This window comes from Streptomyces sp. NPDC046727, from assembly GCF_040645635.1.
Classification (GTDB): domain Bacteria; phylum Actinomycetota; class Actinomycetes; order Streptomycetales; family Streptomycetaceae; genus Streptomyces.
This window is the reverse complement of record NZ_JBEYYR010000027.1, coordinates 1-26,815: the sequence shown is the minus strand read 5'-3', so window position 1 is coordinate 26,815 and position 26,815 is coordinate 1. Positions and strand designations below refer to the sequence as shown.

The window sequence follows — 26,815 nt, the reverse complement described above, 5'->3', positions numbered from 1 at the left end:
CTCAGAGGTGTTCGGGTGCGTCGATGCCGAGCAGGGACAGGCCACCGGCCAGCACCGTCCCAGCGGCTTCGGCGAGGGCCAGCCGGGCACGGTGGGCGGCCGAGGGTTTCTCCTCACCGAGGGGAAGCACGAAAGGAAACAGGGGCAGCACGGCATCGGCGACGGTGACGAGATGCCGGGCAAGCCGGTCCGGGGCACGGTGGGTGGCGGCCGCGGTGAGGATGCGGGGGTGGTCGGCGAGGGGGCTGAGAAGAGCCCGGACGACGAGGGCGACGTCGGGCTCGGTACGGGGGGCGTCGGCGGTGCCCTTGCCGGCGCCGGCGTCGATGGGGGAGTCAGTGTTGAGGGGGCCGGGCTCGGCGGTGAAGCCCAGGCGGGCGGCGTTGCGGCTGAGGGAGCGGACGCGGGCGTGGGCGTACCGGACCCGGAAGAGGGGGTTGCTCTCCCGCTGGACCAGATGATCGGCGGTGATCCGGGGCCGGTCGTGCGGCGCGGGATGGAGCAGGGCCCACTGGGCGGCGTCGGCCCCGAGCGGAGCGGGATCCTCCGGCGCCGGCACGGGCCGCAGATTGACGGGCTCTCCGTGCTCGACGGTGGCCCGCCCGTCCTGGGTGGCGACGATCCGTACGACGGCGTCGGCGACGACCTCGGCCCGCACCTCGTACGGCACGCGCAGCGCGACGACCTGCCCGCCGAGGGCGTCTCCATGCCCGTACCGGACGCCCTGCTCCCGGATCTCGCGCACCAGGGCGGCGACGGGATCGGCTTGCCCGTCGAGGCTGAAGTTGAGGAACCCGGGCCCGGTGACGACGACGTCCCGGATCCCGTCGGCCTCGGCGAGACGGTTCTGCAGAATCTCGGCCACCCGCTGCGGGGGCTGCCCGGCCGGCCGGGCGAGCTGCAGCGCGATGGTGGTGGCGAATTCCCCGCACCCCCCGGGCCCCGGCTCGGTCACCACGGCCCGCTCGGGCACGGTCACACTCAGCTCCCCGTCAGCGACAGCACGACGCACCGCGTGCAGCACGGTGCGGGAGAGCTCGACGGGGGTCACGGGACAAGCGTAGGGGAGGAGGGGGGTGGGTACGCGAGGCGGTTATGCCTGCCGGCCTACGCCACCGGGCGCCCTGCCGCCATGGGGAACACCGGGACCGCCAGGTGCGGTGCTGCCGCTCGGGGCACTGTGCTCCTCGGGCCCTGAGCCACTACGGGAACCCCCGTGACCGTGGCCGCCGGAGTTTGCCTGCCCATCGGAGGCCCCACCATTGGAAGGGACACCCGGAGCCTGAGCCTGCCCGTACTCGGGAAAGCCGGAACCCGCGGCAATCCCCCCTCCTTTCACCCCGGGAACTTCACCGTCACCCCCTCCACCACCATCGCCATCCCGCCCCCCTCCGCCGTCTCCTCCGCGCTCCTCATGCCCGGGCTTCCGCTCGATGAGGTGCTTCACCAGCCGTACCAGCTCGGCGGGCTCGAAGGGCTTGGCGAGGAAGGCGTCCACGCCGACGTCGAGACCGGTCTCGACCTCGTACTGCGTACACGCGCTGATGATGGCGAGGGGCAGGTGGTTGGTACGGGGATCGGCCCGGAGCCGGGCGGCGGTGCGCAGCCCGTCCAACCGGGGCATGACGACGTCGAGCGTCACGACGTCGGGCCGCACCTGGTGCACCACGTCCAGACACTCGGCACCATCGGCCGCGGTCACGACCTCTAGCCCTTCCAGCTCGAGGTTGACCCTGATCAGCTGCCGGATGACCTTGTTGTCGTCCACAACAAGCACCCGACCCGAAGCGCCTGGCACAAGTCGAGAGTAGGTCCGGACCGGCCACCGCGTCCGGGTTTTCCCCACTTCCACCCCCTACAGGGGACCCGCCCACCCCCACCCGTGGAAACGGGTTCCTGATCACCCCCGCGGACCTGCTAATGTTCTACACGTCGCCGCGAGCGAGAAGCTCAACGCCCGACACGCCCCCGTAGCTCAGGGGATAGAGCAACGGCCTCCGGAGCCGTGTGCGCAGGTTCGAATCCTGCCGGGGGCACCCAGCATGAGGTGCCCAAAGACCCCGTCACCAGCGGAAACGCTGAGGCCGGGGTCTTCGCGTATGTGCAGGCGTGTGCGGCCCGGAGCGGCCGTATGTCGGGGTCTGTGGACGAGGCGTGGACGGGATCTTGAGGCGTTGTCCCAGGTGAGCCCGGAAAACGATGTGGCCCCGGACCCGGGACAGGTGTGGGGCCACAGCGCAAGGCGGTACCGACTCCTCTAGTCGGCGGTGACCCCCCAGTAGGCGATCTGCGCGGGCCTACCGTCGCGGTAGAGCACTGTGCAGTTCCCCTGGGCGCGGCCTGGGAAGTCCAACTGCTCGGAGTCGAGCGCGGCGTCCCACTCCTCGTAGGTGGGCCGGCCGTGAGGAGCCCACGCTCGAACCTCGCCATCGGTCAGCGGCCGCATGAACGGACCGTCATCGGTGTCCGCGGCCTCGATCATGCAAGGGAAGTCCAACACGGAGCCAGTGCCGCCGGTGAAGATGTACTCCTGCCACTCCGGGTCATGCCACAGTTCCTCGACGGACCGCCCCTCGAAGCCGTGGTTGTCCCGCGCCAGCTCGTCTTCCTGCTCCTGCCGGAACGCGGCCGCCAGATCACGCTGATACGGGCCCGTATGAGTCCATGCGTTGCCACCCATCCGCGTCCCCTCTCCACTCGAACTGCATGTTCAAGAGCGGAGCGTAAGAGACGGCACTGACAGGGCACCCAGCCCCGACGATGGTCCCCCTTTGGAGACGGCCACAGGCCCCGCAGGGGAGGCCGGCGGCTCGCTGAGACGCACCGGCTCAGGCCTGACCCCAAGCCTGGCGATGGCGAGCGACGCCGTACACCTGCTCCACCTGGTCGGCCGTGAGAACGCCTGAGAGCGGACCGAGGGCCGACACCTGGCGCTCCTGGTACCCGGACATCGAGCTGGCCCAGGTCGACTACCGACTCACCGAGACCGGCGCAAGCCTGACCCACCTCGTCAAGGCACTGGCCGACTGGTCACTCGAGCACCGAGACACCATCGCCCATGCCCGCCAGGCTTACGACGCGCAGCATCCCGACAACGAGATCCGATGACCGTCGGCGTCGACAACGTCATGACCCGCAACAGCCAACACAATGAGCCGAGCTGTCGGTGGGTGATGAGGCAGCAGGCGAGTTTGAGGAACGCTTCGTGGATGTCGGTTCGTCGTTCCCAGCGGATGCGCGGAGACGAAGCGCTCGATCACCCACCGATAGGTGCCCAGCCCTGTGTCGTGCCGGGTACTGCGGCGGGCGATGGCGGACACGATGCCTCGGTCGCGGACCTGCTTGCGGCGTGAGGGGGCGGCCAGCCCGGCCATGAATGGGCGGGATGGAATCCAGCAGGAGCAGCGTCGTTGCGGTCGCCATCGGCCAGCAGGACCGCACGCGGCGCGCTGTGCCCGTCGGCGATCAGGTGGTGCCCGCGCCGGCCGGGCCCCGCTCACCCGGCGACGGGCCTGTGTGCCCCTCCTTTTAAGGCCCTGACTGGAAAAACTGTGACAAAGCAGGGGGAATCAGCATGGGGTCCGCACCGATCTGGTGAGGATAGACATTGAAATCAGCAGTAGGGTCTGTTTCAGCGTAGGTATTGACGGCATAATCCGACATGAGATCCCGACCCAGCTTATCGAGCTCTTTGGCGGGCATCACAAGGTCGTCACCCCTGGTATTAAAACGTCGCCACTCGCCATAGAACCAATCGTTCCAGGTGGTAGAGGAGTGAGTCGACTTAATTGCCTTCCACTGGCACAGGTTTGTAAGTCCCCAAGCATAGGACCTGTTCATAGTGAATCCAAACCCGGGCTGGATCGCGAAATAGTAGTGCGGGGCTCGGCTTGTGCTGTAAAACGCCTTTATCGTACCTATGTCAATGACCGGTGAAAGTGCTGACGAAAAGGGCGTCTTATTTAATGACACGGTCCTTGTCTGTTGGCCGTCCCAGTAGGAGAAAGAGGGATTGAAGTCCGGGTTGCAGGATGTGACAGCGTATGCGACCACGCGGTTGTGTGGATCCGTCACAGCGTCAACCCAGTAATCGCTGCGAGGCTGGAAGGTGTTCTGAGTGAGATTGCCCAAGCTCGTCTTGCTGATGGCAGCCTGGATAGACGGTCGACCCAACTGTTCTTCAAATTTGCCAAGGGTATAACCAGCGTGAAGCTTGGCCAGCTTCGCGTACTCTCCAGATTGCCAATCGAAGTGTTGCTGATACCAGTGACCGCCGGTGACATATGCGGTAATAAAAGTACTCACTGCCGTGACCGCACTGCTGACGTAGAGAAGTACGACCAAAGGTAGACTGCGTTCGGTCAGGCTCTTGAAGCGCTCACCATATGTCAGTTTCTTTTCCTGCGCGCGCCCCGCATCCCTGTCGGCCATAGAGCAATTGTTGTCTCGCCGCGATGCCACATGCCATCGAAAGTACGCCGAACGCGTGAACGCGGAACCTACGGGACGCCTGCGTAGCGACGGTTTATCACCTCTGGCGAGTTTCCCGCGCGCCGGGCCACCTCGGCTACCGGGAGACCTGCGCGGAGCCGGTTCGTCACGCACGTGGCGCGGAGGTGGTACGGCTTTCGAGCCAAGGGCGAGGCCAGCGGTGGGGGCTGCATCGGGATCTGCGGAAGATCCGCCAGGACTTCAGCCGTGCGACGCCGTGTTCGACCGGTGCCCGCGCCGCGGCCGGCGCCTCGTTGAGGGTCTTTTCGGTGGGGGTGAGTTCGTGCAAGGGCCTGCGCTTGATGCCGGTGGTCAGCCAGGGGCCGGCGCCCTGGTAGGCGAGATCGGCCAGGGTGGGGACGCCCTGCCGCTCGCAGATGCGGATGATCTTGTGGGTGCGGGCGGCGGTCTGGTCGTGGGCTCGGCCCGGCAGCGCGGGTCAGAGCCACAGCAGCCGGCCGTCCGGATCGGTGACCACCTGCACGTTCACCCCTGGCGGGGGGGAGTCCTACGGCTTCTGCCAGCCCGCTCGCCTCTTGGAGCGGCCTACCGCGCACCAGGTTGTTCAGCCCGGGGATCGCGGTCCCTGCGTGTGGTGCTCACGCTTGCCCGTTGTCGCTTTCCCGGTCGCCGTCGGCGAGGTGCTCGCCCTGGCGAACGGGCGCGTCGGCTCTGCAGGGTCGGAAGCGGGCGAGGTATGCCGGGGTTGGGCCGCGGCGCTCGGTCAGGTGGAGGCCGGCGGCGTCGGCGAGCCGGTGCAGCTTGCCGAAGGGGATCCAGTGCCGGTCGAAGAACTCGCCGATCACCAGTCGCCCGCCTGGTGCCAGTACCCGTGCCGCCTCGCGCAGTACCCGATCCGGCTCGGGGATCTCGGCGAGCGCGGTCACGGCGTACATGGCGTCGAATGTCCCGTCGGCGTAGGGCAGTTCACGTGCGTCCGAGCGGGTGGGCGTGATCGTCGCCAGGCCGTCGCGCTCGGCGCGGCGCATCACGTGGTCGAGCATCTCCTGCTGGATGTCGAGCACATCGAGCCGTCCCTCCGGCCCGAGCTGCGGGGCGACGTGCAGCGACTGCAGGCCGGTCCCCGGGCCGATCTCCAGCATCCGCTCCCCCGGCCGCGGTTGCAGTACGGCGTCCATCCGGCCGGCTGTCAGGAACGGCAACGGCATGTCGAGCACGCGGCGTTGGGCGTACGGATAGGGCGCTGTGTCGCCCAGCCACCAGGCGGCGGTCAACGCGGCGCCGACGCCGGCGGCGACCGCCCAGCGGGTCCGGGCCGGGATCGGGGCGACGGGGGCGGTGGTGATGCGGTGCATGGTGTTCTCCGGTGGATCGGTTCGGTCCGTGGCATGTGGCCGGGCGGTCGGCGTCACGCGGGCCGGCTCAGCGTCCGCAGCGCCAGTCGGCCGCACAGCGCGGCGAGCGGCAGCTCGGCGCCGAGCGCCATGGCGACCGCGGTGGCGAAGTCGCCGCCCGGGGCCGCGGTCGTGGTGTCGAACCAGGCGTCCACCACAAGCAGCGTCGCGGTCGCGGCGGCTGCCAGGGCGTGCCGCCGGTCACCGCGGGCGGCGAGGAGGCCGGTGGCGATCAGGCCGAGCGCCTCCAACGCGTCGAGCCCGACCCAGGCGACCGGCCAGTGCGCCGCGGTCGCGGTGGCCGGCAGGCCGGTGGCCAGCACGTACAGCCACGGCAGCAGGGCGAGCCCGCAGGCGACCAGCAGCCACCCGGCCCGCCGCATGCCCCGCGCCGGGCGCGGCTCCTCCGCCTTTTCGTGGAGCGGGATGACCTCGGCGCGGTCGAAGTCCTCGGCACAGGCCAATTCGTCATTGCACGACACCAGTTGACGCATCGTCTTCCCTCGCTCTCCGCCGACTCTCCCCTTCACGTGCTCCACCCTCCGCCGCACACCAGGGCGCCGTCAGTCACGCAGGGTTCCGACCCGGGGTGGAGACAAGTGCAGCCCCGAACCGGGCGGGAGCGTCATGGCACGGGGGTGGCCTGCGGCTTTACCGTTTGACGCATGCAACTCACGACGTGGCTGCAGCTGGTGCCGGGCCGGCCGTTCCGCGGGGCGGGACGCCGGACCGCGCTCGCCGCCGCCGGCCTGCCGCTCCACCTCGCCGTGGTGCCACTGTGGCTCTGGCTGCTCGGCACGATGGCGGCGTCGGTGCGCACGCCCGGCGCGGTGGCCCTGACTCCGCTGCCCGTGCTGCTCACGCTCGTGGTGACACCCCTGCTGACCGTCGGGCAGCGGCGGCGCTACCGGGCGCTCGTCGGCAAGGACCTTCCGCGCCCCGCCGTACCCGGGCCGGGACGCAACTGGAAGTCGGCGGTGCGCCGGCTGACCGGCCGGGCCTTGTGGCGGCAGGTCTGCTACCACGCCGTGGCGGGTCCGCTGTTCGCCGTCCTGGACCTCGCCGTCCTCGCCGTCTGGGCCGCCGCTCTCGTGGCCGCCTCCCTCTACGTGTGGATCTGGGCGCTGCCCCCGCAGTGGCGGGTCACCGACCTCGGGTACACCACGCAGGCCGCGTACATCACCGCCGGCGGCCTCGCCCTGCTGTTCCTCGGGCCCGGGCTGACCGGCGCTCTGGTGCGGCTGGAGACCCGGGCGGCCGAGGTCCTGCTCGGCCCCAGCCGCACGGAGAAGCTGGCACGCCGGGTCGCCGACCTCGCCGAGAGCCGGGCCGGCGTGCTCGACGCCGCCGACGCCGAGCGGCGGCGGATCGAGCGCGACCTGCACGACGGCGCGCAGCAGCGCCTCGTCTCACTCGCCGTCAACCTGGGCCTGGCCAGGGCCACCCTCGGCGACCTGCCGGCGGATGCCCGCAAGGTGATCGACGAGGCGCACCGCGAGGCGAAGGAGGCGATCGCCGAGCTGAACGACCTGGTGCGCGGCCTGCATCCGGCCGTCCTTGAGGACCGCGGCCTCGACGCCGCGCTGTCCGGGGTCGCCGCCCGCCTCCCGATCCCGGTGCGCGTGGCGGTGGACCTGCCGCAGCGCCCCTCACCCACGGTCGAGGCCGTCGCGTACTTCGTGGTCTCCGAAGCCCTGACGAATGTGGTCAAACACGCCCAGGCGACCCGGGCGGACGTGACCGTGGAGCAGATCGGGGAGACACTGCTGGTGGTCGTCGCGGACGACGGCGCGGGCGGCGCGGATCTCGCGGCGGCCGGCGGCACCGGGCTCGCCGGGCTCGCCAAGCGCGTCGCGTCCGTCGACGGCACGTTCTCCTGCCGCAGCCCCGCCGGGGGCCCGACCGTCATCACCGTGGAGCTGCCGTGCGCGCCGTGATCGCCGAGGATTCCCTCTTGCTGCGCATCGGCGTGGTCAAGGTGCTGGAGGCGGCCGGCTTCGAGATGTGCGCGCAGGTCGCCGACGCGGAAGGGCTGCTGGCGGCTGTCGAGGAGCACCGGCCCGACATCGCCGTGGTCGACGTGCGCATGCCGCCCGGCTTCACCGACGAGGGAGTACGCGCCGCGCTGGTGATCCGCCGCCAGTACCCGCGTACCGCCGTGCTCCTGCTGTCGCAGTACGTGGAGGAGCGGTACGCCGCCGATCTGCTCGCCGCCAACACCTCGGGCGTCGGCTATCTGCTCAAGCAACGGGTCGCCGATGTCGAGGAGTTCGCCGAGGCGGTACGCCGGGTGGCGGCCGGCGGCACCGCGCTCGACCCTCAGGTCGTCGCGCAGCTGCTGGTGCGCCGGCACAGCGATCCGCTCGACCGGCTGACACCGCGCGAGCGGGAGGTGCTGGAGCTGATGGCGGGCGGCCGGTCCAACTCCGGCGTCGCCGCCGAGCTGGTCGTGAGCGAGAGCGCGGTCGCCAAGCACATCAACAGCATCTTCACCAAGCTCGACCTGCCCAAGGCCGACGCCGACCACCGCCGCGTCCTGGCGGTGCTGCGCTTCCTGGGCGTTGCGACCGCGTAGTACGCGATCCTGCCCGTATGCCCAGTCGACAACGGTGCTGATCGCCATGTGGTGGTCACCCGCGAGGGTGATCGGCCTGCTTTCCGGACGGGCGCCGGGTCTGCTGAAGGCCCTGCGCGAGGGCCGATCTCGCCCACCAGGGCGCCGGCCCCTGGCTGACCACCGGCATCAAGCGCAGGCCCTTGCATGAACCGTCGGCTCACCCGCCGTGGGCCGGCAAAGCGACCTGGACCTCGGCTCCTCGGCTCCTCGGCTCCTCGGCTCCTCGGCTCCTCGGCTCCTCGGCTCCTCGGCCAGATCCCTACTGGACCGGACCAGCCACCGTCTCGATCGGCAGAGGCGGCCATTTCGGCTCCTTCCGGGCAAGGCTTGCCAGCTCTTCCGGTGGTTCGGCGCCGTCCTGAACGGTCGTGACGTAGGCCTTTGCTTGCTGCAGGTTCAGTCGCGGGGCCTGCTTGCGCAGGTGGCTCATCGCGGCCACGACGCCTGCGGAGTGGAGGAGCGCGCGAACAGTGGAGGCCAGTGGATCAGGCGGTCTGATGCCCTTGGTCTGCAGGAGGTACTGCTCCTCCCAGCCCTCGTCCTCCCACCAGACGGCGGGCACGTAGTGGATGCTCCCATCGTGCCGGTCCACCAGGTAGTGGCCGCCGACGAAGCTGCCGCGCATGTCACGGGCCCGGGCCTGCTCCGCCGAGCGCCAGAAGACGAGCCAGCCGACCGTGCGTTCCTCCACGTGGTAGATGTCCGGCGTGGGGGGAGACCCCTTCCACGGCTGCGTCGGCAGCTCTCTGGCCAGGAAGGACTCGATGAGCTCAACGGCGCGTTCCTTGGAGATCACGGTCTCATCATTCGCCACGGGTCAACCGGTTTTCGGCTTGCCGAAAAAAAATCGGCCGGCGATGTCGAGAACCGCTGGGCGGCTTCGTCCCCGTGGTGAGTGTGACCACAATGGGTCGCATCCGTAGCGAGGAGACGCATCATGGCCAAGTACCTGCTGCTCAAGCACTACCGTGGCGCCCCGGCTCCGGTCAACAACGTGCCGATGGACCAGTGGACGCCGGAGGAGATCTCGGCTCATATGCAGTACATGCGGGACTTCGCGGACCGGCTGGAGAAGACCGGGGAGTTCGTCGACGGGCAGGCGCTCGCGCCCGAGGGGGCCTGGGTCCGGTACGACGGTGAGGGGCGGCCGCCGGTGACCGACGGGCCGTTCGCCGAGACCAAGGACCTCATCGCCGGCTGGATGGTGATCGACGTCGACAGCTACGAGCGGGCCGTCGAGCTGGCCGGGGAGCTGTCGGCCGCCCCCGGGGCCGGTGGGAAGCCGATCCATGAGTGGCTCGAAGTGCGTCCGTTCCTGGCCGCGAAGCCCAGCACCACGGAGTGACCTCATCGATGAACGAGGTCCTGCTCCGGAGTCTCACGCCCAGCGTGATCGGGGTCCTCGTCCGCCGCGGAGCCGACTTCGCGGCGGCCGAGGACGCCGTGCAGGACGCGCTGGTCGAGGCGGTCCGGGTGTGGGCGGCCGAGCCGCCGCGGGATGTGAAGGGGTGGCTGGTCACCGTCGCCTGGCGTAAGTTCCTCGACGCGGCGCGCGCCGATGCCGCACGTCGGCGGCGTGAGGACCGCGTTGAGGAGGAGCCGGCGTCGGGGCCCGCGCCCGCGGTGGACGACACGCTCCAGTTGTACTTCCTGTGCGCCCACCCGTCGCTGACCCCGGCGTCGGCGGTCGCGCTCACGCTGCGTGCCGTCGGCGGGCTCACCACCCGCCAGATCGCCCAGGCCTACCTGGTGCCCGAGGCGACCATGGCCCAGCGGATCAGCCGGGCCAAGCGGACCGTCTCGGGTGTGCGGTTCGACCAGCCCGGTGATGTCGCCACCGTGCTGCGGGTGCTGTATCTGGTCTTCAACGAGGGCTACTCCGGCGACATCGACCTCGCCGCCGAGGCCATCCGGCTCACCCGGCAGCTCGCGGCCTCGATCGACCACCCGGAGGTGGCGGGGCTGCTCGCCCTCATGCTGCTCCACCACGCCCGCCGCGCCTCCCGGACCGCGCCCGACGGGGGCCTGGTGCCGCTCGCCGAGCAGGATCGCGGGCGGTGGGACACGAAGCTGATCGCCGAGGGTGTCGGGATCCTTCAGGCGGCCCTCGCCCGTGACCGGCTGGGTGAGTTCCAGGCCCAGGCCGCCATCGCGGCGCTTCACGCCGACGCGCCCACCGCCGCGGAGACCGACTGGGTGCAGATCGTCGAGTGGTACGACGAACTCGTACGCCTGACCGGCAGCCCGGTCGTCCGGCTCAACCGCGCGGTCGCCGTCGGTGAGGCCGACGGACCGCGCGCCGGGCTGGCGGCGCTCGCCGAGCTGGACGACTCACTGCCCCGGTACGCCGCCGCCGCGGCCTACCTCCACGAGCGCGACGGCGACCTGGCGACCGCGGCACGGCTGTACGCCGAGGCGGCCGGGAAGGCGTCCAACCTCGCCGAGCGCGACCATCTGATGCGGCGGGCCGCCCGGCTCAACGCCCGTGGGCGTACCTGACGGGAGCCGATGTCCCCGGTCGTCCCGGCCGGTGGCGGGGTCACGTGAAGGCGAACAGGCGGGTGCCGGACAGCTGTTGCCGGGGCGCCGTCGTGCTGGTGAGTCGGTGCATGCCCACTCGGAAGCAGGCGTCGTGGGGGCGGCTGAAGGCCAGTTCCTGGAAGCCCTGGTCCTTGAGGCAGGTGCGGATCTCGTCGCTGGGGTCCGAGGGTTCTTCGTGGTGGCTCCGGGTCCAGATCACGATGCCGCCCTCGGTCAGCAGCGCCGGCAGTGCCGCGACGGTCCTGCGCATGTCCTCGGCGGGGACGTTGGCGAACACTCCGCAGACCAGCAGCACATGCGCCGGCGCGGCATCGAGGTAGGTGTCCGCCAGGCCCGCGTCGCCGGTCCGGACCTCCACGTGGGGCAGGTCCAGTGAGCCGGCGGTCGTTCTGGCCTGCCGGGCCAGTTCCGGGTTGAGCTCGGTGAGGACGGCTCTGACCCGCCGCCCCGCCTCGTGTGCGGCCAGTACCGGCAGCGTGTCCCGCCCGTCACCGCAGCAGAGGCTGATCAGCTGCCGTCGGCCGTCCTGTTCGGCCGGTGCCTCGCTCAACGCCCGGTCCAGAAAGCCCCGGACGACGACGAGCCGCCGGGCCAGGATGGACGCCGGGTCGTCGTATGTCTCATGCCAGCGAACCCAGTCGATCCCCATGTCGTCGAATCCCTTCCTCAGGCCGCCCTGCGGGCCTTGATGTTCAGCCGGACGTAGTCGATGACCGGCTCCGGCAGTCGTGCCGCCACCTCCGCCACGAACCGCCGGTGTTCGGTCTCTGGCAGGCGGTCGAGGTAGGGGCCGAGCACCATCGTGCTCAGGTAGTTGCGGAGCTGATCGCCCGGTTCCAGGCGGGCCGGGTCGTCGCGCAGGCTGACCTCGATGTCGGTGAATCCGGTCCGGGTGAGCCGTTCCACCGTCTCCTCCACGCCGGCGAAGTGCGCCGCGTCGGCCGGGCGGCCCAGCACCTCCTCGACGGCGCGGCGCACGCGGGCCACGCAGCCCTGCCCTCCGCACTCGGCGACGAACTGCCCGCCCGGCCGCAGCACCTGGGCGATGTTGGCGAAGAGCGTGCCGTGGTCGTGGATCCAGTGGAAGGTGGCCACGCTGAAGACCGCGTCGACCGGCCGGTCGATCGGAAGCGGCTCGGTGAGGTCGGCGTGGACGACGTCGACCCGGTCGAGCCGGCCGTTCAGGTTGGCGCGCAGCTTGTCGAGCATCGTCGTGGATCCGTCGACCGCCACCACCCTGCCGGACGGCAGGCGGTCGAGCAGGGGGCCGATGTCCCGGCCGGTGCCGGCGCCGGCGTCCAGGACGGTCTCGCCGCCGTCCAGGGTCAGGTGGCGCAGGGTGTACCGGCTCCACCCCTTGTGCGGCTGCGGCAGCGCGTCGTAGGTCGTGGCGTCCCATTCGCGGGGCATGCGGGTTCTCCGATCCGTCATCGTCGAGTGGTCAACGGGGGCGCCGGCGCGGGGGCGGCTGTGGCACTGTCGTGGGGGCCGCCGATCAGCGGCCGGGCCGGGCGGCCGTACCGCGGTGTCCGTGTTCACCGGGCCGCCCCTGGCCCCAGCCGCTCTCGCAGGTACGCCAGCGTTCCGCCGGCCAGCAGCACCTCCCACTCGCCGGCCGAGTGCACCTCGGCCCGCGCGGTGAAGCGGATTCCGCCGGCCGTGACGTCGACCCGGCCGGTGTGCCGGGCCTCGTCCAGGGCGATCCGGAACTCTTCGGTGCCGGTGATACCGAGTGCCGTCCAGGACCGGCCGGCGGGCAGGGTGAGCGGCAGGATGCCGACGGCGCACAGGTTCGCCCGGTGGATGCGTTCGAAGCTCTCCGCCAGCACCGCGCGGACTCCCAGCAGCCAGGGGCCCTTCGCCGCCCAGTCCCGGGACGAGCCCATCCCGTAGTTGCGGCCGGCCAGCACGATCAGTGGGGTGCCGGCGTCGGCGTACCGGGCCGCCGCCTCGAACACCGGCAACCGCTCGCCGGTGGGCAGGTGCAGGGTGTCGCCGCCGCTGTCTCCGCCGTCGCCGAGCAGCCGGTTGACCAGCCGTGGGTTGGCGAACGTGCCCCGCGCCATCACCTCGTGGTTGCCGCGCCGCGACCCGTACGAGTTGAACGCGCGCACGCCCCGCTCGCGCAGCCAGCGGCCGGCGGGCGAGAGGGGGGCGATGGCGCCCACCGGGGAGATGTGGTCCGTGCTGACGTCGTCGCCGAGCGCGACGAGCACCCGGGCGCCCTCGACCGGCCACGGTCGCGGCGGTGCGTCGACGTAGGCGGGCGGGCGGATGTACGTCGAGTCGGCGGAGAAGTCGAAGAGCGGGCCGTCCGGCGCCCGGAGGGCCGTCCAGGCCGGGGACTCGGGCAGGGCGCCGTACAGTCCGGGCGCCAGGGCGTCCGCCTCCAGCGCGGCGACCTCGGCCGGGTCGGGCCAGATGTCGCGCAGGTGCACGGGCCGTCCGTCGGCGCCGGTGCCGAGCGGGTCGCGCCAGGGGTCCAGCCGTACGTGCCCGGCGAGGGCGAGCGCCACCACCAGCGCCGGCGCGGCCAGGTAGCCGGCGCGGACCTGGGGGTGCACGCGGCCGGTGAAGTTGCGGTTGCCGCTGAGGGCGGCGGCCACCGTGAGCCCGGCCTCGTCCACCGCGTCGCCGACGCCCTCGGCCAGCGCGCCGCTGCCGCCGTTGCAGGTCATGCAGCCGTAGCCGACCAGGTGGAAGCCGAGCGCGGCGAGGTCGGCGAGCAGGCCGGTGCGGGTCAGGTAGTCGGTGACGGCCCGCGATCCCGGCGCCAGGCTGGTCTTCACGTGCGCCGGCACGCGCAGTCCGCGCGCCACCGCGTTGCGGGCGAGCAGGCCGGCCGTGAGCATGGCCCGCGGGTCGGAGGTGCTGGTGCACGAGGTGATCGCCGCGATCACGAGGTCGCCGTCGGTGACGCCGTCCGCGCTGCGGACCGGGCCGTCGTGCAGCCGGGCGAACGAGGCAGCGAGGCCGTCGGGTCCCAGCCATTCGTCGGGCCGGCTCGGCCCGGCCAGACCGGGCCGTACGGCGGTCAGGTCGACCTCGATGACCCGGCCGTAGCGTGGTTCCCGGCCGGTGCGCCACAGCCCCTGGTCACGGCAGTAGTCCTCGACGAGCCGGAGGTGCGGTTCCAGGCGGCCGGTGCGCCGCAGGTAGTCCACGGTCCGCTCGTCCACGGGGAAGAAGCCGCTCATGGCGCCGTACTCGGGTGCCATGTTGGCGATGGTGCAGCGGTCCGGCGCGGGCAGCGCCGCCACGCCGGGGCCGGTGAACTCGACCAGCAGGCCGCGTACGTTCTCGGCGCGCAGCCGCCGGGTGAGGGCGAGCACGATGTCGGTGGCCGAGACGCCCAGGGCGGGTGCGCCGGACAGCCGTACGCCGACCACGGCCGGGATCCGGATCGGCTGGGGCAGCCCCAGCATGAGTGCCTCGGCCTCCAGCCCGCCGACCCCCCAGCCGAGGACGCCGAGCCCGTTGACCATGGTCGTATGGCTGTCCGTGCCGATCACCGTGTCCGGCACCGGGCGCCCGTCGGGGTCCCGCGTCACCACGGTGGCCAGCCGCTCCAGGTTGATCTGGTGCACGATGCCCTGGCCGGGCGGGATCACCCGCACTCCGGTGAAGGCGGACTCCGCCCACTTCAGGAACGTGTACCGCTCGGCGTTGCGCTCCATCTCGCGCGCCTCGTTCAGGGCGAGGGCGTCGGGGCGGCGGGCCCAGTCCGTCTGCACCGAGTGGTCGACCACGACGTCGACCGGCAGGGTCGGGTCGACCCGGCCGGGCTCTGCCACGCAGGCCCGCAGCGCGGCCAGGTCGACCAGCAGGGGGATGCCGGTGTAGTCCTGCACCAGGACGCGGGCCGGGCGGAACGGCATCTCCAGGCCGGGCTCCTCCCCCCGGGCCAGCCGGGTGCCCAGCAGCGTGGCCCGCGGGGTGTCACCGGCGCGGAGCAGCGCCTCCAGCAGGACGCGTCCGAGGTACGGCACGTCGGCCAGGGCGAACCCGGCGGCCTCGGCGAATCGCGGTAGACCGGACCCGATGTTCATCGCTGTGCCCCGCTCCCCGGGAAGGCGCGGTGCCGTGGACCGACGTACTCCAGCAGCGGCCGGATCAGCACGTTGTTGCGGTGCTGCTCCAGCACCTGCGCCACCCAGCCCGCGATGCGGCCGATCACGAACATCGGTACGGCCATGTCGTCGGGCAGGCCGAGCATCCGGTAGGCGAGCCCGGCGTACAGGTCGACGTTGGGCGCCAGCCCGTGCCGCCGGTACGGCGCCATGGCCGCGGCCACGGCGTCCAGGACGCGCAGGCCGGAGTCGTCGCCGCGCTCGCGGCTCAACTCGCGCACGGTGTCGCGCAGATGGCGGACGCGGGGGTCCTCGGTGCGGTAGACGCGGTGGCCGAAGCCCATGACCGGCTCGTTGCGCCGCAGGGTCTGAGCGACGTAGCGCTCCGCGTGCTCCGGGGCGCCGACCCGGTCCACCAGGGTCACGGCCCGTTCCGCGGCGCCGCCGTGGACGGAGCCCGCGAAGGCGGCGATCGCGGCGGTGACGGACGCGTTCATGCCGGCCCGGCAGCCGGTCGTCACCCGGGCCACGAAGGCCGAGGCGTTCGAACCGTGGTCGGCGTGGACCACGAAGCCCTTGTCGACGAAGCGGACCGCGGCCGGTGTCGGCTCGGTGCCGAGCAGCGCGGTCAGGGACGCCTCGGCGTGCGAGAGGTGTTCGGGCGGTGCGGCGAACTCCCGGCCGCTGCGGTACGCGTGGTGGGCGGCGACCAGCATCGGTACGGCGGCGATCAGGCCGACACCGGCCACGCGCGCCTGCTCGTGGCTCTCGTCCTCGCCGCCGGTGCGGGCCGGGCCGTAGGCCTGCAGGGCGGGCACCGCGGTGAGCAGCGCGTCCATGGGATGCGCGTGGCGCAGCGAACGGAGCAGGTCGAGGACCGGCGGGGGCACGGAGCGGCCGGCCGCCAGTTCCTTGCGGAAGGCGTCGCGGGCTGTGGCGTCGGGCAGTTCGCCGTCGACGAGCAGGTGTGCGACGTCCTCGTAGGCCGCGTGCTCGACGAGGTCGTGGATGCTGTACCCGCGGTATTCGAGCACACCGGCGCCGCCGTTGATGTGGGTGATCTCGGTACGGTCGAAGGCGATGCCTTCCAGTCCGCGACGGACGGTCGGCCGGCGGGGGGTCGTCTCGCGCGGGGTCGCCTCGCGGGCGGGCGGGTCCTGGAGGGGGGTGTCCTGGGCGGGGGTGTCCTGGGCAGGCACGTCCCGGTCGGGCCTCTCGCCGACGGACGTCTTGCCCGCCGGCACGTCCCGGGCGGGCGTCTCCCGATCAGGTGTCTCGCCGGCGGGCGTGTCCCCGGCCGGCGCCTCCCCAGCCGGTGTCCCGTGGGGAGCCCTCGTGCCGGCAGGCGCGGTGTAGGGGGGCCGGCGGTCGGCGTACTTCCTGATCGCGGGGACCGAGCGGAGGTCGAGTGGGAGCCCGTCGTCCGTCGGTCGGCCGTACGCGTTCTCCAGCGCGACCATGAGGGCGACGTGCCCGAGCGAGTCCCACTGCCGGACCGACTGGTACTCCAGGCCGTCGGTCACCTGGTCGAGCGGAAGGTCGAGGGTGCCGGCGATCAGCTCTTCGACCGAGCTGATGTCCGTCTCCGCGGCGGCGGCCGACCCCTGCCGGCGCGCCGACCCCCGCTCGCGGAGCCATGCCCGCAGCGCATGCCGGTCGATCTTGCCGTTGCTGTTCAGCGGCATCCGGTCGACGGTGTGGACCGACCGGGGCACCATGTACGCCGGCAGCCGCGCCGCCACCGCCTCGATCAGCTGCGCGGGCGTCCGGGTGGTCCCGGACACCACGGCCGTGAAAGTGCTCTCGTCCGGCCACAGCAGACAGACCGCCTCGACGCTGCCGGCCCGGCGCAGGGCCGCCTCGATCTCGCCGGGCTCGATCCGATGGCCGCCGACCTTGATCTGCTGGTCGTTGCGGCCGAGGCAGACGTATTCGGTGCCGGCCCGGCGGACCAGGTCGCCGGTGCGGTAGTAGCGTCGGCCGGCGCGGTCGAAGAAGCGCTCGGCGGTCAGTTCGGGCGCCCGCCAGTAGCCCGGCGTGGTCTGCGGACCGGCCACACACAGCTCCCCCACCGCCCCGTCGCCGACCGGCCGCAGCGCCTCGTCCACGACCAGCGGGTGCAGTCCCGGGTACGGCTGCCCGATCGGCACGTTGTCGTGCACGCACAGGCCCGGGCTCACCACCGGGTCCCAGCGGTGCACGGCGCAGGCGATGGTCAGCTCGGTCGGCCCGTAGAGGTTCTCCACCGTCGAGTGGGGCGCCGCCGCCTGCCAGGCCTCGGCGCTGGCCCGCGGCAGCGGCTCACCGCAGAACAGGCTCCAGCGGAGTGTCGGCATGGACCCGGGCCGCAGTGCGTCCCTCTTGCGGAGGACGGCCGCCACCGAGGGCACCGAGAACCAGACGGTGACCTCGTTGCGTTCCAGGTAGCGGGCCGGGCTGATCAGTTCGATCGGGTCCATGGCGCACACCGCGGCGCCGTGTTCCCAGGCCATGAACAGGTCGAACACCGACAGGTCGAAGGTCTGCTCGAAGGTCTGGCTGAACCGGTCGGCCGGCTCGATGCCGTAGCGCTGCTGGTTGTGGTCGAGGAAGGCGCGCGCATTGCCGTGGGTGATGGGTACGCCCTTGGGTGCGCCGGTGCTGCCGGACGTGAAGAGCAGATAGGCGAGGTCGTCCGGGCCGGCCGTCACGGGGTCGGCGAGCGGCGCGGCGGCGGCCAGGTCGGTTCCGGACATGAGCCGTACGCCGGGCAGTTCGGGGCGGGCGGAGCCGGGCAGCAGCACGGCCGGCGGGCGTGCCAGGCCGGCGAGGAGTTCGGGCAGCTGCTCCGCCGCCGCGTCGTCGGCGATGATCGCGTCGAGTTCGGCCCGCTCCATCATGTCGCGGGTCCGCCGGACCGGGAACCGGGGGTTCAGCGGCACGAATCCGGCACCGGCCCGGAGCGCGGCCAGCACCCCCAGATACGACGTCCGGCTGCGATGCCCGAACACGCCGACCCTGACGACGCGGCGGCCGGCGGCGTCGACGAGCCGGGCGGCCCATCGGCGCGCGATGTCGTCGCACTCGCCGTAGCTGAGGATCCGGCCGCCGACGACGAGGGCGGGCCGGTCGGGCGCGTCGGCCGCGTGCCGCCGGAATCCGGCGCCGAGCAGGGGGGCGTGCACAGTGGTCACCTCAGTCCGTCTTGTGAGGGTGGGATCCGGATGGCACCGACGAGCGGGACGGGCCGGGAACACCGCGCGGTGGTGCGGACCGTGCGGTGCGAGAGGCCGGCGCGAGGGGCGCCGTACGGCGGTCGGTGGTACGGCGGGTGGTCTGGCGGTTCATGCCGAAGGCGCCGGCCCTACGACGCGACCCCCGCGGCAACCACGACGGCCCCGGCCCCGTCAGTAGACGGCAACGGCCCGTTCCGCTTCCTCGACCCCCTCACCGATCTGGAGCACCTCGCCGACCAGCTCTTCCAGTTCGTGGGCCCGTCGCCTGCTCTTGGCGATGGCGATGCACTCCGTCTTGTCCGTGTCGGCCGGTCCGTGTGCCACGACGACGATGCCCTCGCCCGACTCCGGGTCGAAGTGGATGCCTCGGCTCCGCAGGGCGTCGATCGTCGCCGGGAACGACGCGGGCTTGATGTTCCGTACGGACGTGAGGACGTGGTGGTCGGCGTAGCGGCGGCCCAGCAGCCGGGTGCCGATGGTGTGCGGGACGAGCCCGCCGCTCCAGCGGGCATTGATCTCGTTGAAGATGAGACGTCCGTCGTCGGTGACGATCACGTCCATGTTCATGTACCCCCGCTGCCCCAGGGCGGCCACGGCCGCGGCGAACCACGCCGCGTGCGTCAGCGCCTCCCCCAGCGTCGCCGCCGGGACGTCCGCGGGGATCTCAAGGCCGATCCACTCCCACGAGGGCACACCGTTCTTCTCGGTCAGCCTCCGCTTGAAGCCGGGGTTGCTGAGGAACTCCACCCGGCCGCCCTTGCCGACGAAGTATTCGAAGAAGAAGGCGTGGACGGCGTCGTGGTAGCTCTCGACGACGAGCACCGGTTCCTGCGCCTCCGTCAGTTCCGCCCAGAGCGCGGCGGCAGCGGCGAGGTCGGCGGGGACGGGACGGGTCTCGCGGACGCCGGGCAGCGGGGTGAGGGGGCCCGCCGAGGTGAAGGCGATGTTCCCCGCCCCGCCGGCGGCGTTGTCCTGCTTGACGACGACGGTGCCGGTCTCCGCCAGGAGGCTGTTGACGGCACGGAGGAGTCCCTCCGGGGAGCGCACGATGGCTCCCGGTGCGAGCGGCAGGCCGGTGCCGACCGCCAGTTGCCGGAAGTGCGACTTGCGGTTGAGCAGATCGGCTCCGCGTTCGGCCGCGAATTCCCACTCGGTACCCGTGTCGATGCCCAGGAGGCGGGCGAGTTCGGCGACACCCTCGGTCATGTTGCAGGGCATCAGCGTCCATGAGGCATCGCCGGCGACGCGGTCCCGGAGCGCGGCCACGAGGTCCTCTTCCAGGAGCACGTCGTCGTACAGTTTCCGGCCGCGGGCGAGGACCGTGACGGAGTCCAGGTCGTATCCCGCCGTGCCGGCCACGTACGCGAAGAATTCCTTGTCCAGGTCGACCGGGCTGACGACGATGTCGTCCGCGTCGGCGTACCACATCGCGCGCGTGCAGGCCCGGCCGAGGTGGTTCGGGTACCTGTCGGGGATGTCGCTGACGAGCGGAAGTTCCACGTGGTAGTTGAGAATCAGGATTTTCGGCATGCCGGTGCCCCGCTTTCTTGACGCGATGGATATTCAGTGCCGGAATTCGAGCAGCCAGTGCGGATGGCTGCCCTGATCGTCCTCGGCCAGGGTTTTCATCGTCAGGCCGGCGTCGGCGGCCTTCTGCTCCAGCAGTCGCAGATCTCCGTTGCCGCAGAACCCGAGCGTCAGGCGCCCGTTCTCCGTCAGGTACGTGGACCCCTCGCTCAAGTAGCGGGTGTGGGCGACGTATCCGGGGTCGAAAACGGAGCGTTCGTGGTCGGTCAGCGTGGCGCCCTCCTCAAGGAAGACGCCGGGCGAGTTCCAGAAGATCAGGTCGAACCGCTGCCCCTCGTCCAAGGACGCGAAGACGTCGCTCCGGCGCACCTCGACGCGGCTTTCGACGCCGTGCCGCCGGGCGTTGAGAAGGGTGTTCTCGACGGCTGTCGGATTGATGTCGACAGCCGTCGCAGAACGGTACGTCCCCGCCTTCACGCCCAGCACGGACAGCGCGCCGGAGCCGCATCCGATCTCCAGGAAGCTCTCCACCGGCCCGAGTTCCTGAAGCCGCTCCCAGAAGAACCGGCTGGATCTGACGCGCTGCATGGGGTAGACGCCCGGCAGCAGAGTCCAGGTGCTGCCGAGGAATTCCACCTCCTCCCGCTCAAGCACCTCCCATGAGTTCACGCCGAACCGGTCGTCCGGATTCTTTTCGGCAGGCGTCGGCATTCTCGGACCTCTTCCCTCTCGGCGGCTGCGACCAGGGCGGTGCTTGATACGGCCAGGGCGGTGCTCGATGTGCGGCGGTGGGGAACGGTTACGCGGAAAGGGCGTCCGTGCCGTCCGTGTGGACGATCGAGGCGGGGTGGTTCCCGTTCGCCACGACGAAGGACGCGACGTGCACCTGGGTGCCGAGCGGTGCGAATCCGGCCATGGCGCCGGTCGTCATCACGACACCGGGCGGCATGGGCACGGCGTAGGTGTCCGTGCATCCGCCGCCGGTCGCGTTGTACACGGTCACCATCGTGTGCCGGGACATTCCGACCCGGTCCATGAGCCCACCGGGGATCTCGGCGCTGCCCAGCAGGCAGTTGTCGTTCGTGTCGTTGACGACCAGGCCGGTGACCAGGCTGTTCAGCATCACGCGCGGCATCAGCGCGTCCCGCAGCAGGGACTCCTCCGACGGCGTGTCCACGACCTCGTCGGGCCGGCCGAGGCGCTCGTGCTTGAGCGTGCCGCCCTTGAAGCCCTCGCCCGGGACGATGCCGTAGTCCACGATGTGCAGGTCTCCCGAGCGGTGCAGGCGCTGGCCCGCCTCGTCCAGACGGGTCTCGGAGATGACGCAGACCAGGTCGCCGGAGGACAGGAAGTGCCCCAGGCTGCCGCGGGCCTCCACCTCGTCGGTCTCGGACGGGACGACGAAGGTGCGGACGCGGTTCTGCCGGTTGTCGCCTCCGATGAGGGCCACGATGATGGACTCGCCGATCACCAGGTCGCTCGCTATGCGCAGCTCCTCCGGGAGCGCCAGGCCCTCGTTGATCCCCTGGCCGGTCACCGGTCCGGTGGCGGGCCCGCCGACATCGACCCGCAGGTTGTGGATGGCGCTGCGCTTGCAGGAAGTGGTGATGCTCATGACACAGCCTACTTTCTCATTGCTTTCTTGCAGAGGAACAGATGCCTGTCAGGCCAGATCCAGATGGGCATGCCGCTTACCGCTGATTTCGAGATACCGCAGGGCCACGAGGGCCACCGCCAGATATCCGAGGGCCTTCAGGAGTTCCAGCGACACCAGGTGCCCGATCTGCCCGTCGCCGGCCAGCACCCGGCGGGCCGCTTCGATGCCGTAGGTCATCGGCATCGCTTTTCCGAGGACCTGGAGAACCGGCGGGAGAACCGTCAGCGGAATATTGACGCCGCACAGGAGCAGCATCAGGTTCAGCGTCAGATTGCCGATGAGCGGGGCCTGTCGGGTGCGCAGTCCGATGGCGCCTATCACCAGACCGAAAGCCCCGCACGAGGTCGAGGTGGCCAGCAGGACCAGCACCAGGGGCAGGACACTACCCGACGGTACCCGCAGATCGGTGAAAAGAACACCGACCACGAAAAGGAATACGGTGGTCAGAAATCCGGTGAGAACCGCCGGGATGAGCCGGCCGGTGAAGACCAGTACCCGGTTGGCGGGCGTGGCCAGCAGCGCCGGCAGCGATCCGCCCAGGCGCTCACCGCTGACGGACATCGCCGGCGCGAAGAGCCCTGCCACGGCGCACGACACGATGGCGTTGCCCACCACGTAGTAACTGATCGGACGGGTGCCGAGATAGTCGCCGAGATAGGCGAACCAGACGAGCTGGACGAGTGGCACACCGATGAGGGTCGGAATGAATGCCGACGGGGTCAGCCAGCGGAACAGCGCTCGATAGGAACGGAATCCGGCGAGGAAGAGGATCCGGGCCGCGCTCACTGCAGCGCCAGAGTACCGCGCTTGCGCGCCAGCCATTCGAACCTCCTCAGCAGCAGACAGGCCAGGCCGACGTAGATGACCGACTGAATGACCATCAGGGACATCGCCCGGTACGGCGGATCCGCGTCGAGCGCCGCACCGAGCACGGATTTCACGCCCCAGGTCGGGGCGAGGCAGTAGGACACGTACCGAAACGCTCCGGGCAGCCGGTCGATCGGGACGAGCATTCCGCTCAGCATCCAGATCGGGTACTCCAGCAGATTGGCCAGGGACTGCGCGGTCGGATAGAGGATGAAGGCGCAGGCGAGCACCATGCCGAGCAGCGCGACCGACAGCACCGTCAGGACGACGGCCAGGATCAGCAGCAGCGGATGGCTCAGCTGAAGCGGCATGTGGAAGAGCAGGGCGCTCCAGGTGAGCGTGGTGAAGAGCGAGTAGACGCCCCCTGTGGCGGACGCCAGCATGAAGGGCAGGACGGACATCATCGTGGCCGTCGGCGAGGCCACCAGCGGCTCCAGCACCCCCATGTGCCGCAGGCGGGTGATCGCGCTGCCGGCCCCCAGCAGCGTGGTCGACCACATACCCATGAGCCCGGCGCTCAGGGCGATGGAGACGGCCTGGGCGGGCCGGTGCGAGCCCTGGAACATGAAGTGGCCGATCGACGCGAACACCAGCGGCAGGACCACGGTGAGGAAGACGAAGAAGCGGTCGGCACTGAGGACGCGGAGTTCGAGCAGCCAGGCCCGGGCCAGATGGCCCAGGCTCGTGCGGAGCCGGACCGTCATGACGCCGCGTCCGCCACGAGGGCCACGTAGGCGTCCTCCAGGGTCGGTTCACGCCGGGAGATGTTCAGGACGCGCACGCCGTCGAGCCGGTCGAGCGCCAGCGCGGTGAGGTCCGCGGTCCCGGAGCAGTGGATGTTGACGAGCTGTTCGCCGCCGTGGGTCTCGATGCTGACCGAGGTCACCCCGGGCAGTTCCCGCAGCCGTCGCAGCTGCTCGTCCCCGATCCCGTTCGTGGACGCGCTGAGTACCGTGCCACCGCCCGACAGCCGCTTGAGCGAGTCGGGGGTGCCTTCGGCGACCTTGCGGCCGGCGGCCAGGACGACGACACGGTCGCACAGCTCGTCGGCCTCGAACATGTAGTGCGTGGTGAGCAGTACCGTCCGGCCGTCGCACACCTGCTCCCTGACCAGGGCACGCAGTTCCCGGGCGCCGACGGGATCGAGGCCGTTGCTCGGTTCGTCCATGATCACGACGTCGGGGTCGTGCAGCAGTCCGCGGGCGATGTGCAACCGCTGCTTCATGCCGCGCGAGTACGTCTCCACGCGCTGCCGCTCCCGGCCCGTCAGCCCGACCCGGTCGAGCAGCTCCGGAATGCGGCGTCGCTGCTGGCGATACGGAATGCTGTACAGGTCGGCGAACAACGCCAGGTTGTCCCACGCCGAGAGGCGGTTGTAGAGGCCACCGTCCCCGCCGAGAACAATTCCGGTGCGGCGCCGGACCCGCTGTGTCTCGGTCACCACATCGCATCCCATGACCCTGGCGTTTCCGGCCGTGGGCAGCAACGTTGTCATGAGGACCCGAACCGTGCTGGTCTTTCCGGCACCGTTGGGGCCGAGCAGGCCCAGCAGCTCTCCCCGGTCGGCGTGAAAGGAGAGATCCTGGATGGCGGTCTTCACCGTCCCGTTCGCACCGCGGAAATCACGGCGCAGCCGGGAGACTTCGATTGCAGGTTGACTCATGTCGAGCGGTTCGCTCCAGTCGGCGCGTCATTCCGGCCCTGATATCCGTTGATCGGGGGTGGGGACACAACGTGCCCCCACCCCCGGCTGCGACGTCCGTCAGCAGAGGACGGTCGACAGCTGAGCCGGGTCGCGGATCTCGTCCTGGATCATGGTCCTCTCCTTCCTGTGTGCGACAAGGCCCGTACGTGTTTCCCGAACGAGCCGATCCGGAGTCTCACCGGTCCTGATACACGCGAGATATACGAGAGATCCGCCGGGCGGGAGCGTGCGCCGCGGGCAATGCGGGAGGCCGGCAGCGTGTATCTCGGCTGGATCTGCTGTTGTGACACTGTGGGCAAGCGAAAGAGAGGAACCGCCCCATGGCACAGCAAGGTGTCCTGCCTTACCTCCGCAAGGAGAACGGCGAGTTCGGCGAGCCGCGCGTGCTGGACGTCGTCGGTCTGCGGGACGCCTGGCTGCCCTGGATCTCACTGCAGGACCATCCGACCGCGTCGTACCTGGGGCGGAACGCGGTCAAGGCGTGGGAACGGACCCGGCGTACCGACCCCGGCGACCTGCTCGCCCGCCCCTGGCTGTCGACCATCGCCGCCGGGGGCCTGCGGAAGTTCGTCCTCGCCCAGGCCCGGACCCCCGATCTGCTGGCGCGGGCCGACGGGCCCTTCCCGCCGCCGCTGCGGGAGTTCCGCGACGTCTGGCAGGAGTGGCTCACCGGTGACGACCCGCTGCGCAGGCTCCAGGCGACGTCGATCCTCGGCGCGCTCACCGCGACCCTGCCGGTCGCGCGCACCGAGGACCCCGACCTGGCCGACGGGGACCTGATCCACCAGCACTACTGCTTCGAGCGGGCGAAGGTGCTCCGTATCCGCGACCCTGAGGACGCCCACGCCGAGGCGCTGCTGGAGGAGGTGGCCCGGCGGGCGGCCGAGCCGGTGATCCGCACCATGGCGACCATCAACGTCCTTTGGTACATGCTGCGTTTCGGGATACGTCAGGACACGATGCCGTCCTGGGTGGAGTACGGCGTCGCCCAGCTCCCGGCGCTCCACGCCGAGCACCCGGTGTGGCTGAGCCAGGTCATCGCGAGCCGCTTCCATCGCCTCAAGGCCCTCTTCCACGTCCGCCAGGGCGATGACACGGCGGTACTGGCCGCCTTGGAAGAGGCCACCACGGCCGACGAGGAAGCCCGCGCCGACGCCCAGGCCGATCCGGACTCGGCGTATGTGTGGGCCGAGGGCCACGGTCTGCTGCTCAACGCCAAGATGCGGTACCAGACCCGCCGCAAGGGGGACCCGGACGAGATCGCCGACATCGTCGCCGAGCTGGAGCGGACCGACCCGAACTCCTCCACGCAGCGGTACGCCATCGGCGACCTGTACGCGGCTGCCGGCCGGCTGCCCGAGGCGGCGGATCACTTCGAACGCACCGCGCAGATCGGCACGGTCCTGGGTGCCACCGCCGCCTTCCAGGCGTATCAGTGTCATGCGGAGACCGGTGACACCGAGGGGGCGCACCGGTCCCTGCTGCTGCTCGCCGACCTGGACCCGAGCGCCGATGTGGACCACTATGCGCGGACGGTGGGATGACCGGTACGCGGTGCCTACGGCTGCGTGGCGGGGCTGTCGCCCGGTCTGCCCCGGACGATCTGCCGGTAGATGTCGTCCAGGGCGGCGCCGGGTCTGATACCCAGCTCCTTGGCGAAGACCTGCTGCGCCTTCCGGTACACGGCCAGCGCTTCGCTGGGACGGCCCAGGCCGAGCTGGGCGCGCATCGCGACCTCGTACAGCCGCTCACGGAAGGGGTGGTTGATGACCTCGCGGCTCGCGTGCTCGGCCACGTCCTGGTGGCGGCCGAGGGCCAGGTCGGCCTCCATCAGCGATTCGAACACGCCGAGCCGGCGGTCCCTGAGCCAGTCCGTCACGGCCTGGAGACGATGCGACAGCCGGACCCCGTTCAGCACGTCGCCCCGCCACAGCGCCAGCGCCTCGCGGAATTTCTCCGCCGCGGTTTCGCTGTCCGCCGCCTCCAGCGACTGGTACCCGGCCAGCCTTAATTCCTCGAAACGGGACACATCCAGCTCCTCCGGATCACAGTGGAACACATAGCCGCCGGCCACCTGGTTCAGCCGGTGGGCTTGCGTGCCCAGAACACGGCGGATTTGCCAGACGTACGTCCGGACGTTCCGGATCGCCGATTTGGGCGGTTCGTCGTCCCATAGCGTCTCGACGATCTGGTCCACCGGTATCACTTTGTTCGCATTCAGCAGGAGGAAGGAGAGCAGCTCCGCCTTTTTCCCGTGGATGGCGACAGCCCCGGCCTCCGCAGTGGCCACGCTGGTCTCACCCAGAATGCGAAAGATCGTCGCGTCGCCGGCAGCCGGAGACGGGTCATTTTCGGCTTGATTCAGAAATTTGGCAGCCAAACGCCGCCACCCCGCTTCTGTCGGCTGTAACGATTCACTTAATGATCTTCAGTGGCCGAATCACTGTCAACCATCGAGAAGGCAATTCACACTGCTGCAACAGTAGGCGAGACCATGGCATTGTCGTTGCTATTTTTTGGTCTTGGATTTGCGTATTTCACAGATTCACCACACAGTTGGGGGCGGTCTCGGTGAGACCGCCCCCAACTGTGTGGTGCCCGGAAGTGCTTACCCCGCGAGGCACTGCGCGCCGAGCAGCACCTTCAGGTCACCGAAGAGCGCCGGGCTGGGCGTCACCCGGTGCCGGTCGAGGCGGAGGACGGTGGTCTTGCGGGGGCCCTGGAGCTTGATGCGGACCTCGCTGTCGCCCTTGTGGTGGCTGAGGATCTC

At 70.6% G+C, this 26,815-nt stretch carries 22 protein-coding genes, 1 tRNA gene and 5 pseudogenes; 7 read left to right on the top strand and 21 right to left on the bottom strand.

What is annotated here, in order from left to right:
• Position 1 precedes the first annotated feature (1 nt).
• The gene (gene nrtL, locus ABZ937_RS28455) at positions 2 to 1,051 is read right to left on the bottom strand and encodes an ArgS-related anticodon-binding protein NrtL (RefSeq protein WP_361696181.1); all 1,050 of its coding nucleotides are present in this window, start codon (positions 1,049 to 1,051) and stop codon (positions 2 to 4) included.
• Positions 1,052 to 1,432: 381 nt separating this feature from the next.
• Positions 1,433 to 1,852, bottom strand: a pseudogene (locus ABZ937_RS28450) (response regulator); the annotation flags it as partial.
• 112 nt (positions 1,853 to 1,964) lie between these two features.
• Between ABZ937_RS28450 and ABZ937_RS28445 the strand changes: the two are divergent.
• Positions 1,965 to 2,036, top strand: a tRNA-Arg gene (locus tag ABZ937_RS28445).
• 221 nt (positions 2,037 to 2,257) lie between these two features.
• Here the strand turns inward: ABZ937_RS28445 and ABZ937_RS28440 are convergent.
• Positions 2,258 to 2,680, bottom strand: coding sequence for a hypothetical protein (locus tag ABZ937_RS28440; protein ID WP_361696180.1), 423 nt, complete (start codon positions 2,678 to 2,680; stop codon positions 2,258 to 2,260).
• Positions 2,681 to 2,828: 148 nt separating this feature from the next.
• Positions 2,829 to 2,954 (bottom strand): annotated as a pseudogene (locus ABZ937_RS28435) (NERD domain-containing protein); the annotation flags it as partial.
• Here ABZ937_RS28435 and ABZ937_RS28430 point away from each other — a divergent pair.
• A pseudogene (locus tag ABZ937_RS28430) lies at positions 2,932 to 3,108 on the top strand (transcriptional regulator); the annotation flags it as partial. The pseudogenes ABZ937_RS28435 and ABZ937_RS28430 sit on opposite strands and share 23 nt — an antisense overlap.
• A gap of 40 nt (positions 3,109 to 3,148) precedes the next feature.
• On the opposite strand, the pseudogene ABZ937_RS28425 reads toward ABZ937_RS28430, so the two are convergent.
• The 5 genes and pseudogenes from ABZ937_RS28425 to ABZ937_RS28405 all read right to left on the bottom strand — a co-directional run.
• A pseudogene (locus ABZ937_RS28425) lies at positions 3,149 to 3,519 on the bottom strand (IS5/IS1182 family transposase); the annotation flags it as partial.
• A gap of 9 nt (positions 3,520 to 3,528) precedes the next feature.
• The gene (locus ABZ937_RS28420) at positions 3,529 to 4,431 is read right to left on the bottom strand and encodes an ETEC_3214 domain-containing protein (protein WP_361696179.1); all 903 of its coding nucleotides are present in this window, start codon (positions 4,429 to 4,431) and stop codon (positions 3,529 to 3,531) included.
• Positions 4,432 to 4,597: 166 nt separating this feature from the next.
• Positions 4,598 to 4,984: pseudogene (locus tag ABZ937_RS28415) on the bottom strand (transposase family protein); the annotation flags it as partial.
• Between the two features lie 106 nt (positions 4,985 to 5,090).
• Entirely contained in the window at positions 5,091 to 5,807 is a 717-nt protein-coding gene (locus tag ABZ937_RS28410; protein WP_361696178.1) for a methyltransferase domain-containing protein, read from the bottom strand.
• A gap of 53 nt (positions 5,808 to 5,860) precedes the next feature.
• Positions 5,861 to 6,340 (bottom strand): hypothetical protein, encoded by a 480-nt coding sequence (locus ABZ937_RS28405; RefSeq protein ID WP_361696177.1) that lies wholly within the window; start codon positions 6,338 to 6,340, stop codon positions 5,861 to 5,863.
• Positions 6,341 to 6,511: 171 nt separating this feature from the next.
• Here ABZ937_RS28405 and ABZ937_RS28400 point away from each other — a divergent pair, with 171 nt between their 5' ends.
• Together ABZ937_RS28400 and ABZ937_RS28395 are read left to right on the top strand one after the other, a co-directional pair.
• Positions 6,512 to 7,783: a histidine kinase gene (locus ABZ937_RS28400; RefSeq protein WP_361696176.1), complete on the top strand. Its 1,272-nt coding sequence runs from the start codon at positions 6,512 to 6,514 to the stop codon at positions 7,781 to 7,783.
• Positions 7,771 to 8,421, top strand: a complete 651-nt coding sequence (locus ABZ937_RS28395; protein ID WP_067360243.1) for a response regulator transcription factor — start codon at positions 7,771 to 7,773, stop codon at positions 8,419 to 8,421. Before ABZ937_RS28400 ends, ABZ937_RS28395 begins: the two co-directional genes overlap by 13 nt.
• A gap of 301 nt (positions 8,422 to 8,722) precedes the next feature.
• Here the strand turns inward: ABZ937_RS28395 and ABZ937_RS28390 are convergent, their stop codons facing one another.
• Complete coding sequence (locus ABZ937_RS28390; RefSeq protein WP_361696175.1) at positions 8,723 to 9,259, bottom strand: hypothetical protein; 537 nt, start codon at positions 9,257 to 9,259, stop codon at positions 8,723 to 8,725.
• A 141-nt stretch (positions 9,260 to 9,400) separates the two neighbouring features.
• Between ABZ937_RS28390 and ABZ937_RS28385 the strand changes: the two genes are divergently transcribed.
• Positions 9,401 to 9,808, top strand: coding sequence for a YciI family protein (locus tag ABZ937_RS28385; protein ID WP_361696174.1), 408 nt, complete (start codon positions 9,401 to 9,403; stop codon positions 9,806 to 9,808).
• An 8-nt stretch (positions 9,809 to 9,816) separates the two neighbouring features.
• On the top strand, positions 9,817 to 10,962 hold the full coding sequence (locus ABZ937_RS28380; RefSeq protein WP_361696173.1) for a sigma-70 family RNA polymerase sigma factor: 1,146 nt from the start codon (positions 9,817 to 9,819) through the stop codon (positions 10,960 to 10,962).
• A 40-nt stretch (positions 10,963 to 11,002) separates the two neighbouring features.
• Here the strand turns inward: ABZ937_RS28380 and ABZ937_RS28375 are convergent, their stop codons facing one another.
• The 10 genes from ABZ937_RS28375 to ABZ937_RS28330 all read right to left on the bottom strand — a co-directional run bounded on the left by ABZ937_RS28375 (position 11,003) and on the right by ABZ937_RS28330 (position 24,003).
• Positions 11,003 to 11,653 (bottom strand): class I SAM-dependent methyltransferase, encoded by a 651-nt coding sequence (locus ABZ937_RS28375; RefSeq protein WP_361696172.1) that lies wholly within the window; start codon positions 11,651 to 11,653, stop codon positions 11,003 to 11,005.
• A 17-nt stretch (positions 11,654 to 11,670) separates the two neighbouring features.
• Positions 11,671 to 12,414 (bottom strand): methyltransferase domain-containing protein, encoded by a 744-nt coding sequence (locus ABZ937_RS28370; RefSeq protein ID WP_361696171.1) that lies wholly within the window; start codon positions 12,412 to 12,414, stop codon positions 11,671 to 11,673.
• Positions 12,415 to 12,539: 125 nt separating this feature from the next.
• On the bottom strand, positions 12,540 to 15,053 hold the full coding sequence (gene acnA / locus ABZ937_RS28365) for an aconitate hydratase AcnA (RefSeq protein WP_361696170.1): 2,514 nt from the start codon (positions 15,051 to 15,053) through the stop codon (positions 12,540 to 12,542).
• Complete coding sequence (locus ABZ937_RS28360) at positions 15,050 to 18,247, bottom strand: amino acid adenylation domain-containing protein (RefSeq protein ID WP_361696169.1); 3,198 nt, start codon at positions 18,245 to 18,247, stop codon at positions 15,050 to 15,052. Before ABZ937_RS28360 ends, acnA begins: the two co-directional genes overlap by 4 nt.
• Positions 18,248 to 18,460: 213 nt before the next feature.
• Positions 18,461 to 19,819, bottom strand: coding sequence for a peptide ligase PGM1-related protein (locus tag ABZ937_RS28355; protein WP_361696168.1), 1,359 nt, complete (start codon positions 19,817 to 19,819; stop codon positions 18,461 to 18,463).
• 33 nt (positions 19,820 to 19,852) lie between these two features.
• Entirely contained in the window at positions 19,853 to 20,485 is a 633-nt protein-coding gene (locus ABZ937_RS28350; RefSeq protein ID WP_361696167.1) for a methyltransferase, read from the bottom strand.
• A 130-nt stretch (positions 20,486 to 20,615) separates the two neighbouring features.
• Complete coding sequence (locus tag ABZ937_RS28345; RefSeq protein WP_361696166.1) at positions 20,616 to 21,431, bottom strand: aspartate 1-decarboxylase; 816 nt, start codon at positions 21,429 to 21,431, stop codon at positions 20,616 to 20,618.
• Between the two features lie 48 nt (positions 21,432 to 21,479).
• The gene (locus tag ABZ937_RS28340; RefSeq protein ID WP_361696165.1) at positions 21,480 to 22,295 is read right to left on the bottom strand and encodes an ABC transporter permease; all 816 of its coding nucleotides are present in this window, start codon (positions 22,293 to 22,295) and stop codon (positions 21,480 to 21,482) included.
• On the bottom strand, positions 22,256 to 23,044 hold the full coding sequence (locus tag ABZ937_RS28335) for an ABC transporter permease (protein WP_361696164.1): 789 nt from the start codon (positions 23,042 to 23,044) through the stop codon (positions 22,256 to 22,258). Before ABZ937_RS28335 ends, ABZ937_RS28340 begins: the two co-directional genes overlap by 40 nt.
• The gene (locus tag ABZ937_RS28330; protein ID WP_361696163.1) at positions 23,041 to 24,003 is read right to left on the bottom strand and encodes an ABC transporter ATP-binding protein; all 963 of its coding nucleotides are present in this window, start codon (positions 24,001 to 24,003) and stop codon (positions 23,041 to 23,043) included. Before ABZ937_RS28330 ends, ABZ937_RS28335 begins: the two co-directional genes overlap by 4 nt.
• A 362-nt stretch (positions 24,004 to 24,365) precedes the next feature.
• Between ABZ937_RS28330 and ABZ937_RS28325 the strand changes: the two genes are divergently transcribed.
• Positions 24,366 to 25,589: a hypothetical protein gene (locus ABZ937_RS28325; RefSeq protein ID WP_361696162.1), complete on the top strand. Its 1,224-nt coding sequence runs from the start codon at positions 24,366 to 24,368 to the stop codon at positions 25,587 to 25,589.
• 14 nt (positions 25,590 to 25,603) lie between these two features.
• On the opposite strand, the gene ABZ937_RS28320 is transcribed toward ABZ937_RS28325, so the two are convergent.
• Entirely contained in the window at positions 25,604 to 26,425 is an 822-nt protein-coding gene (locus ABZ937_RS28320) for a BTAD domain-containing putative transcriptional regulator (RefSeq protein ID WP_361696161.1), read from the bottom strand.
• Positions 26,426 to 26,815: the final 390 nt, after the last annotated feature.

Excerpts from the sequence above, each read along its gene's own strand:
- ABZ937_RS28370 (WP_361696171.1), bottom strand. The coding sequence starts at position 12,414 with ATGCCCCGCGAATGGGACGCCACGACCTACGACGCGCTGCCGCAGCCG.
- ABZ937_RS28355 (WP_361696168.1), bottom strand. The coding sequence starts at position 19,819 with ATGCCGAAAATCCTGATTCTCAACTACCACGTGGAACTTCCGCTCGTC.
- ABZ937_RS28420 (WP_361696179.1), bottom strand. The coding sequence starts at position 4,431 with ATGGCCGACAGGGATGCGGGGCGCGCGCAGGAAAAGAAACTGACATAT.
- ABZ937_RS28345 (WP_361696166.1), bottom strand. The coding sequence starts at position 21,431 with ATGAGCATCACCACTTCCTGCAAGCGCAGCGCCATCCACAACCTGCGG.
- ABZ937_RS28440 (WP_361696180.1), bottom strand. The coding sequence starts at position 2,680 with ATGGGTGGCAACGCATGGACTCATACGGGCCCGTATCAGCGTGATCTG.
- ABZ937_RS28330 (WP_361696163.1), bottom strand. The coding sequence starts at position 24,003 with ATGAGTCAACCTGCAATCGAAGTCTCCCGGCTGCGCCGTGATTTCCGC.
- ABZ937_RS28380 (WP_361696173.1), top strand. The coding sequence starts at position 9,817 with ATGAACGAGGTCCTGCTCCGGAGTCTCACGCCCAGCGTGATCGGGGTC.
- ABZ937_RS28405 (WP_361696177.1), bottom strand. The coding sequence starts at position 6,340 with ATGCGTCAACTGGTGTCGTGCAATGACGAATTGGCCTGTGCCGAGGAC.
- ABZ937_RS28385 (WP_361696174.1), top strand. The coding sequence starts at position 9,401 with ATGGCCAAGTACCTGCTGCTCAAGCACTACCGTGGCGCCCCGGCTCCG.
- ABZ937_RS28375 (WP_361696172.1), bottom strand. The coding sequence starts at position 11,653 with ATGGGGATCGACTGGGTTCGCTGGCATGAGACATACGACGACCCGGCG.
- ABZ937_RS28400 (WP_361696176.1), top strand. The coding sequence starts at position 6,512 with ATGCAACTCACGACGTGGCTGCAGCTGGTGCCGGGCCGGCCGTTCCGC.
- ABZ937_RS28340 (WP_361696165.1), bottom strand. The coding sequence starts at position 22,295 with ATGGCTGGCGCGCAAGCGCGGTACTCTGGCGCTGCAGTGAGCGCGGCC.
- ABZ937_RS28335 (WP_361696164.1), bottom strand. The coding sequence starts at position 23,044 with ATGACGGTCCGGCTCCGCACGAGCCTGGGCCATCTGGCCCGGGCCTGG.
- acnA (WP_361696170.1), bottom strand. The coding sequence starts at position 15,053 with ATGAACATCGGGTCCGGTCTACCGCGATTCGCCGAGGCCGCCGGGTTC.
- ABZ937_RS28325 (WP_361696162.1), top strand. The coding sequence starts at position 24,366 with ATGGCACAGCAAGGTGTCCTGCCTTACCTCCGCAAGGAGAACGGCGAG.
- ABZ937_RS28410 (WP_361696178.1), bottom strand. The coding sequence starts at position 5,807 with ATGCACCGCATCACCACCGCCCCCGTCGCCCCGATCCCGGCCCGGACC.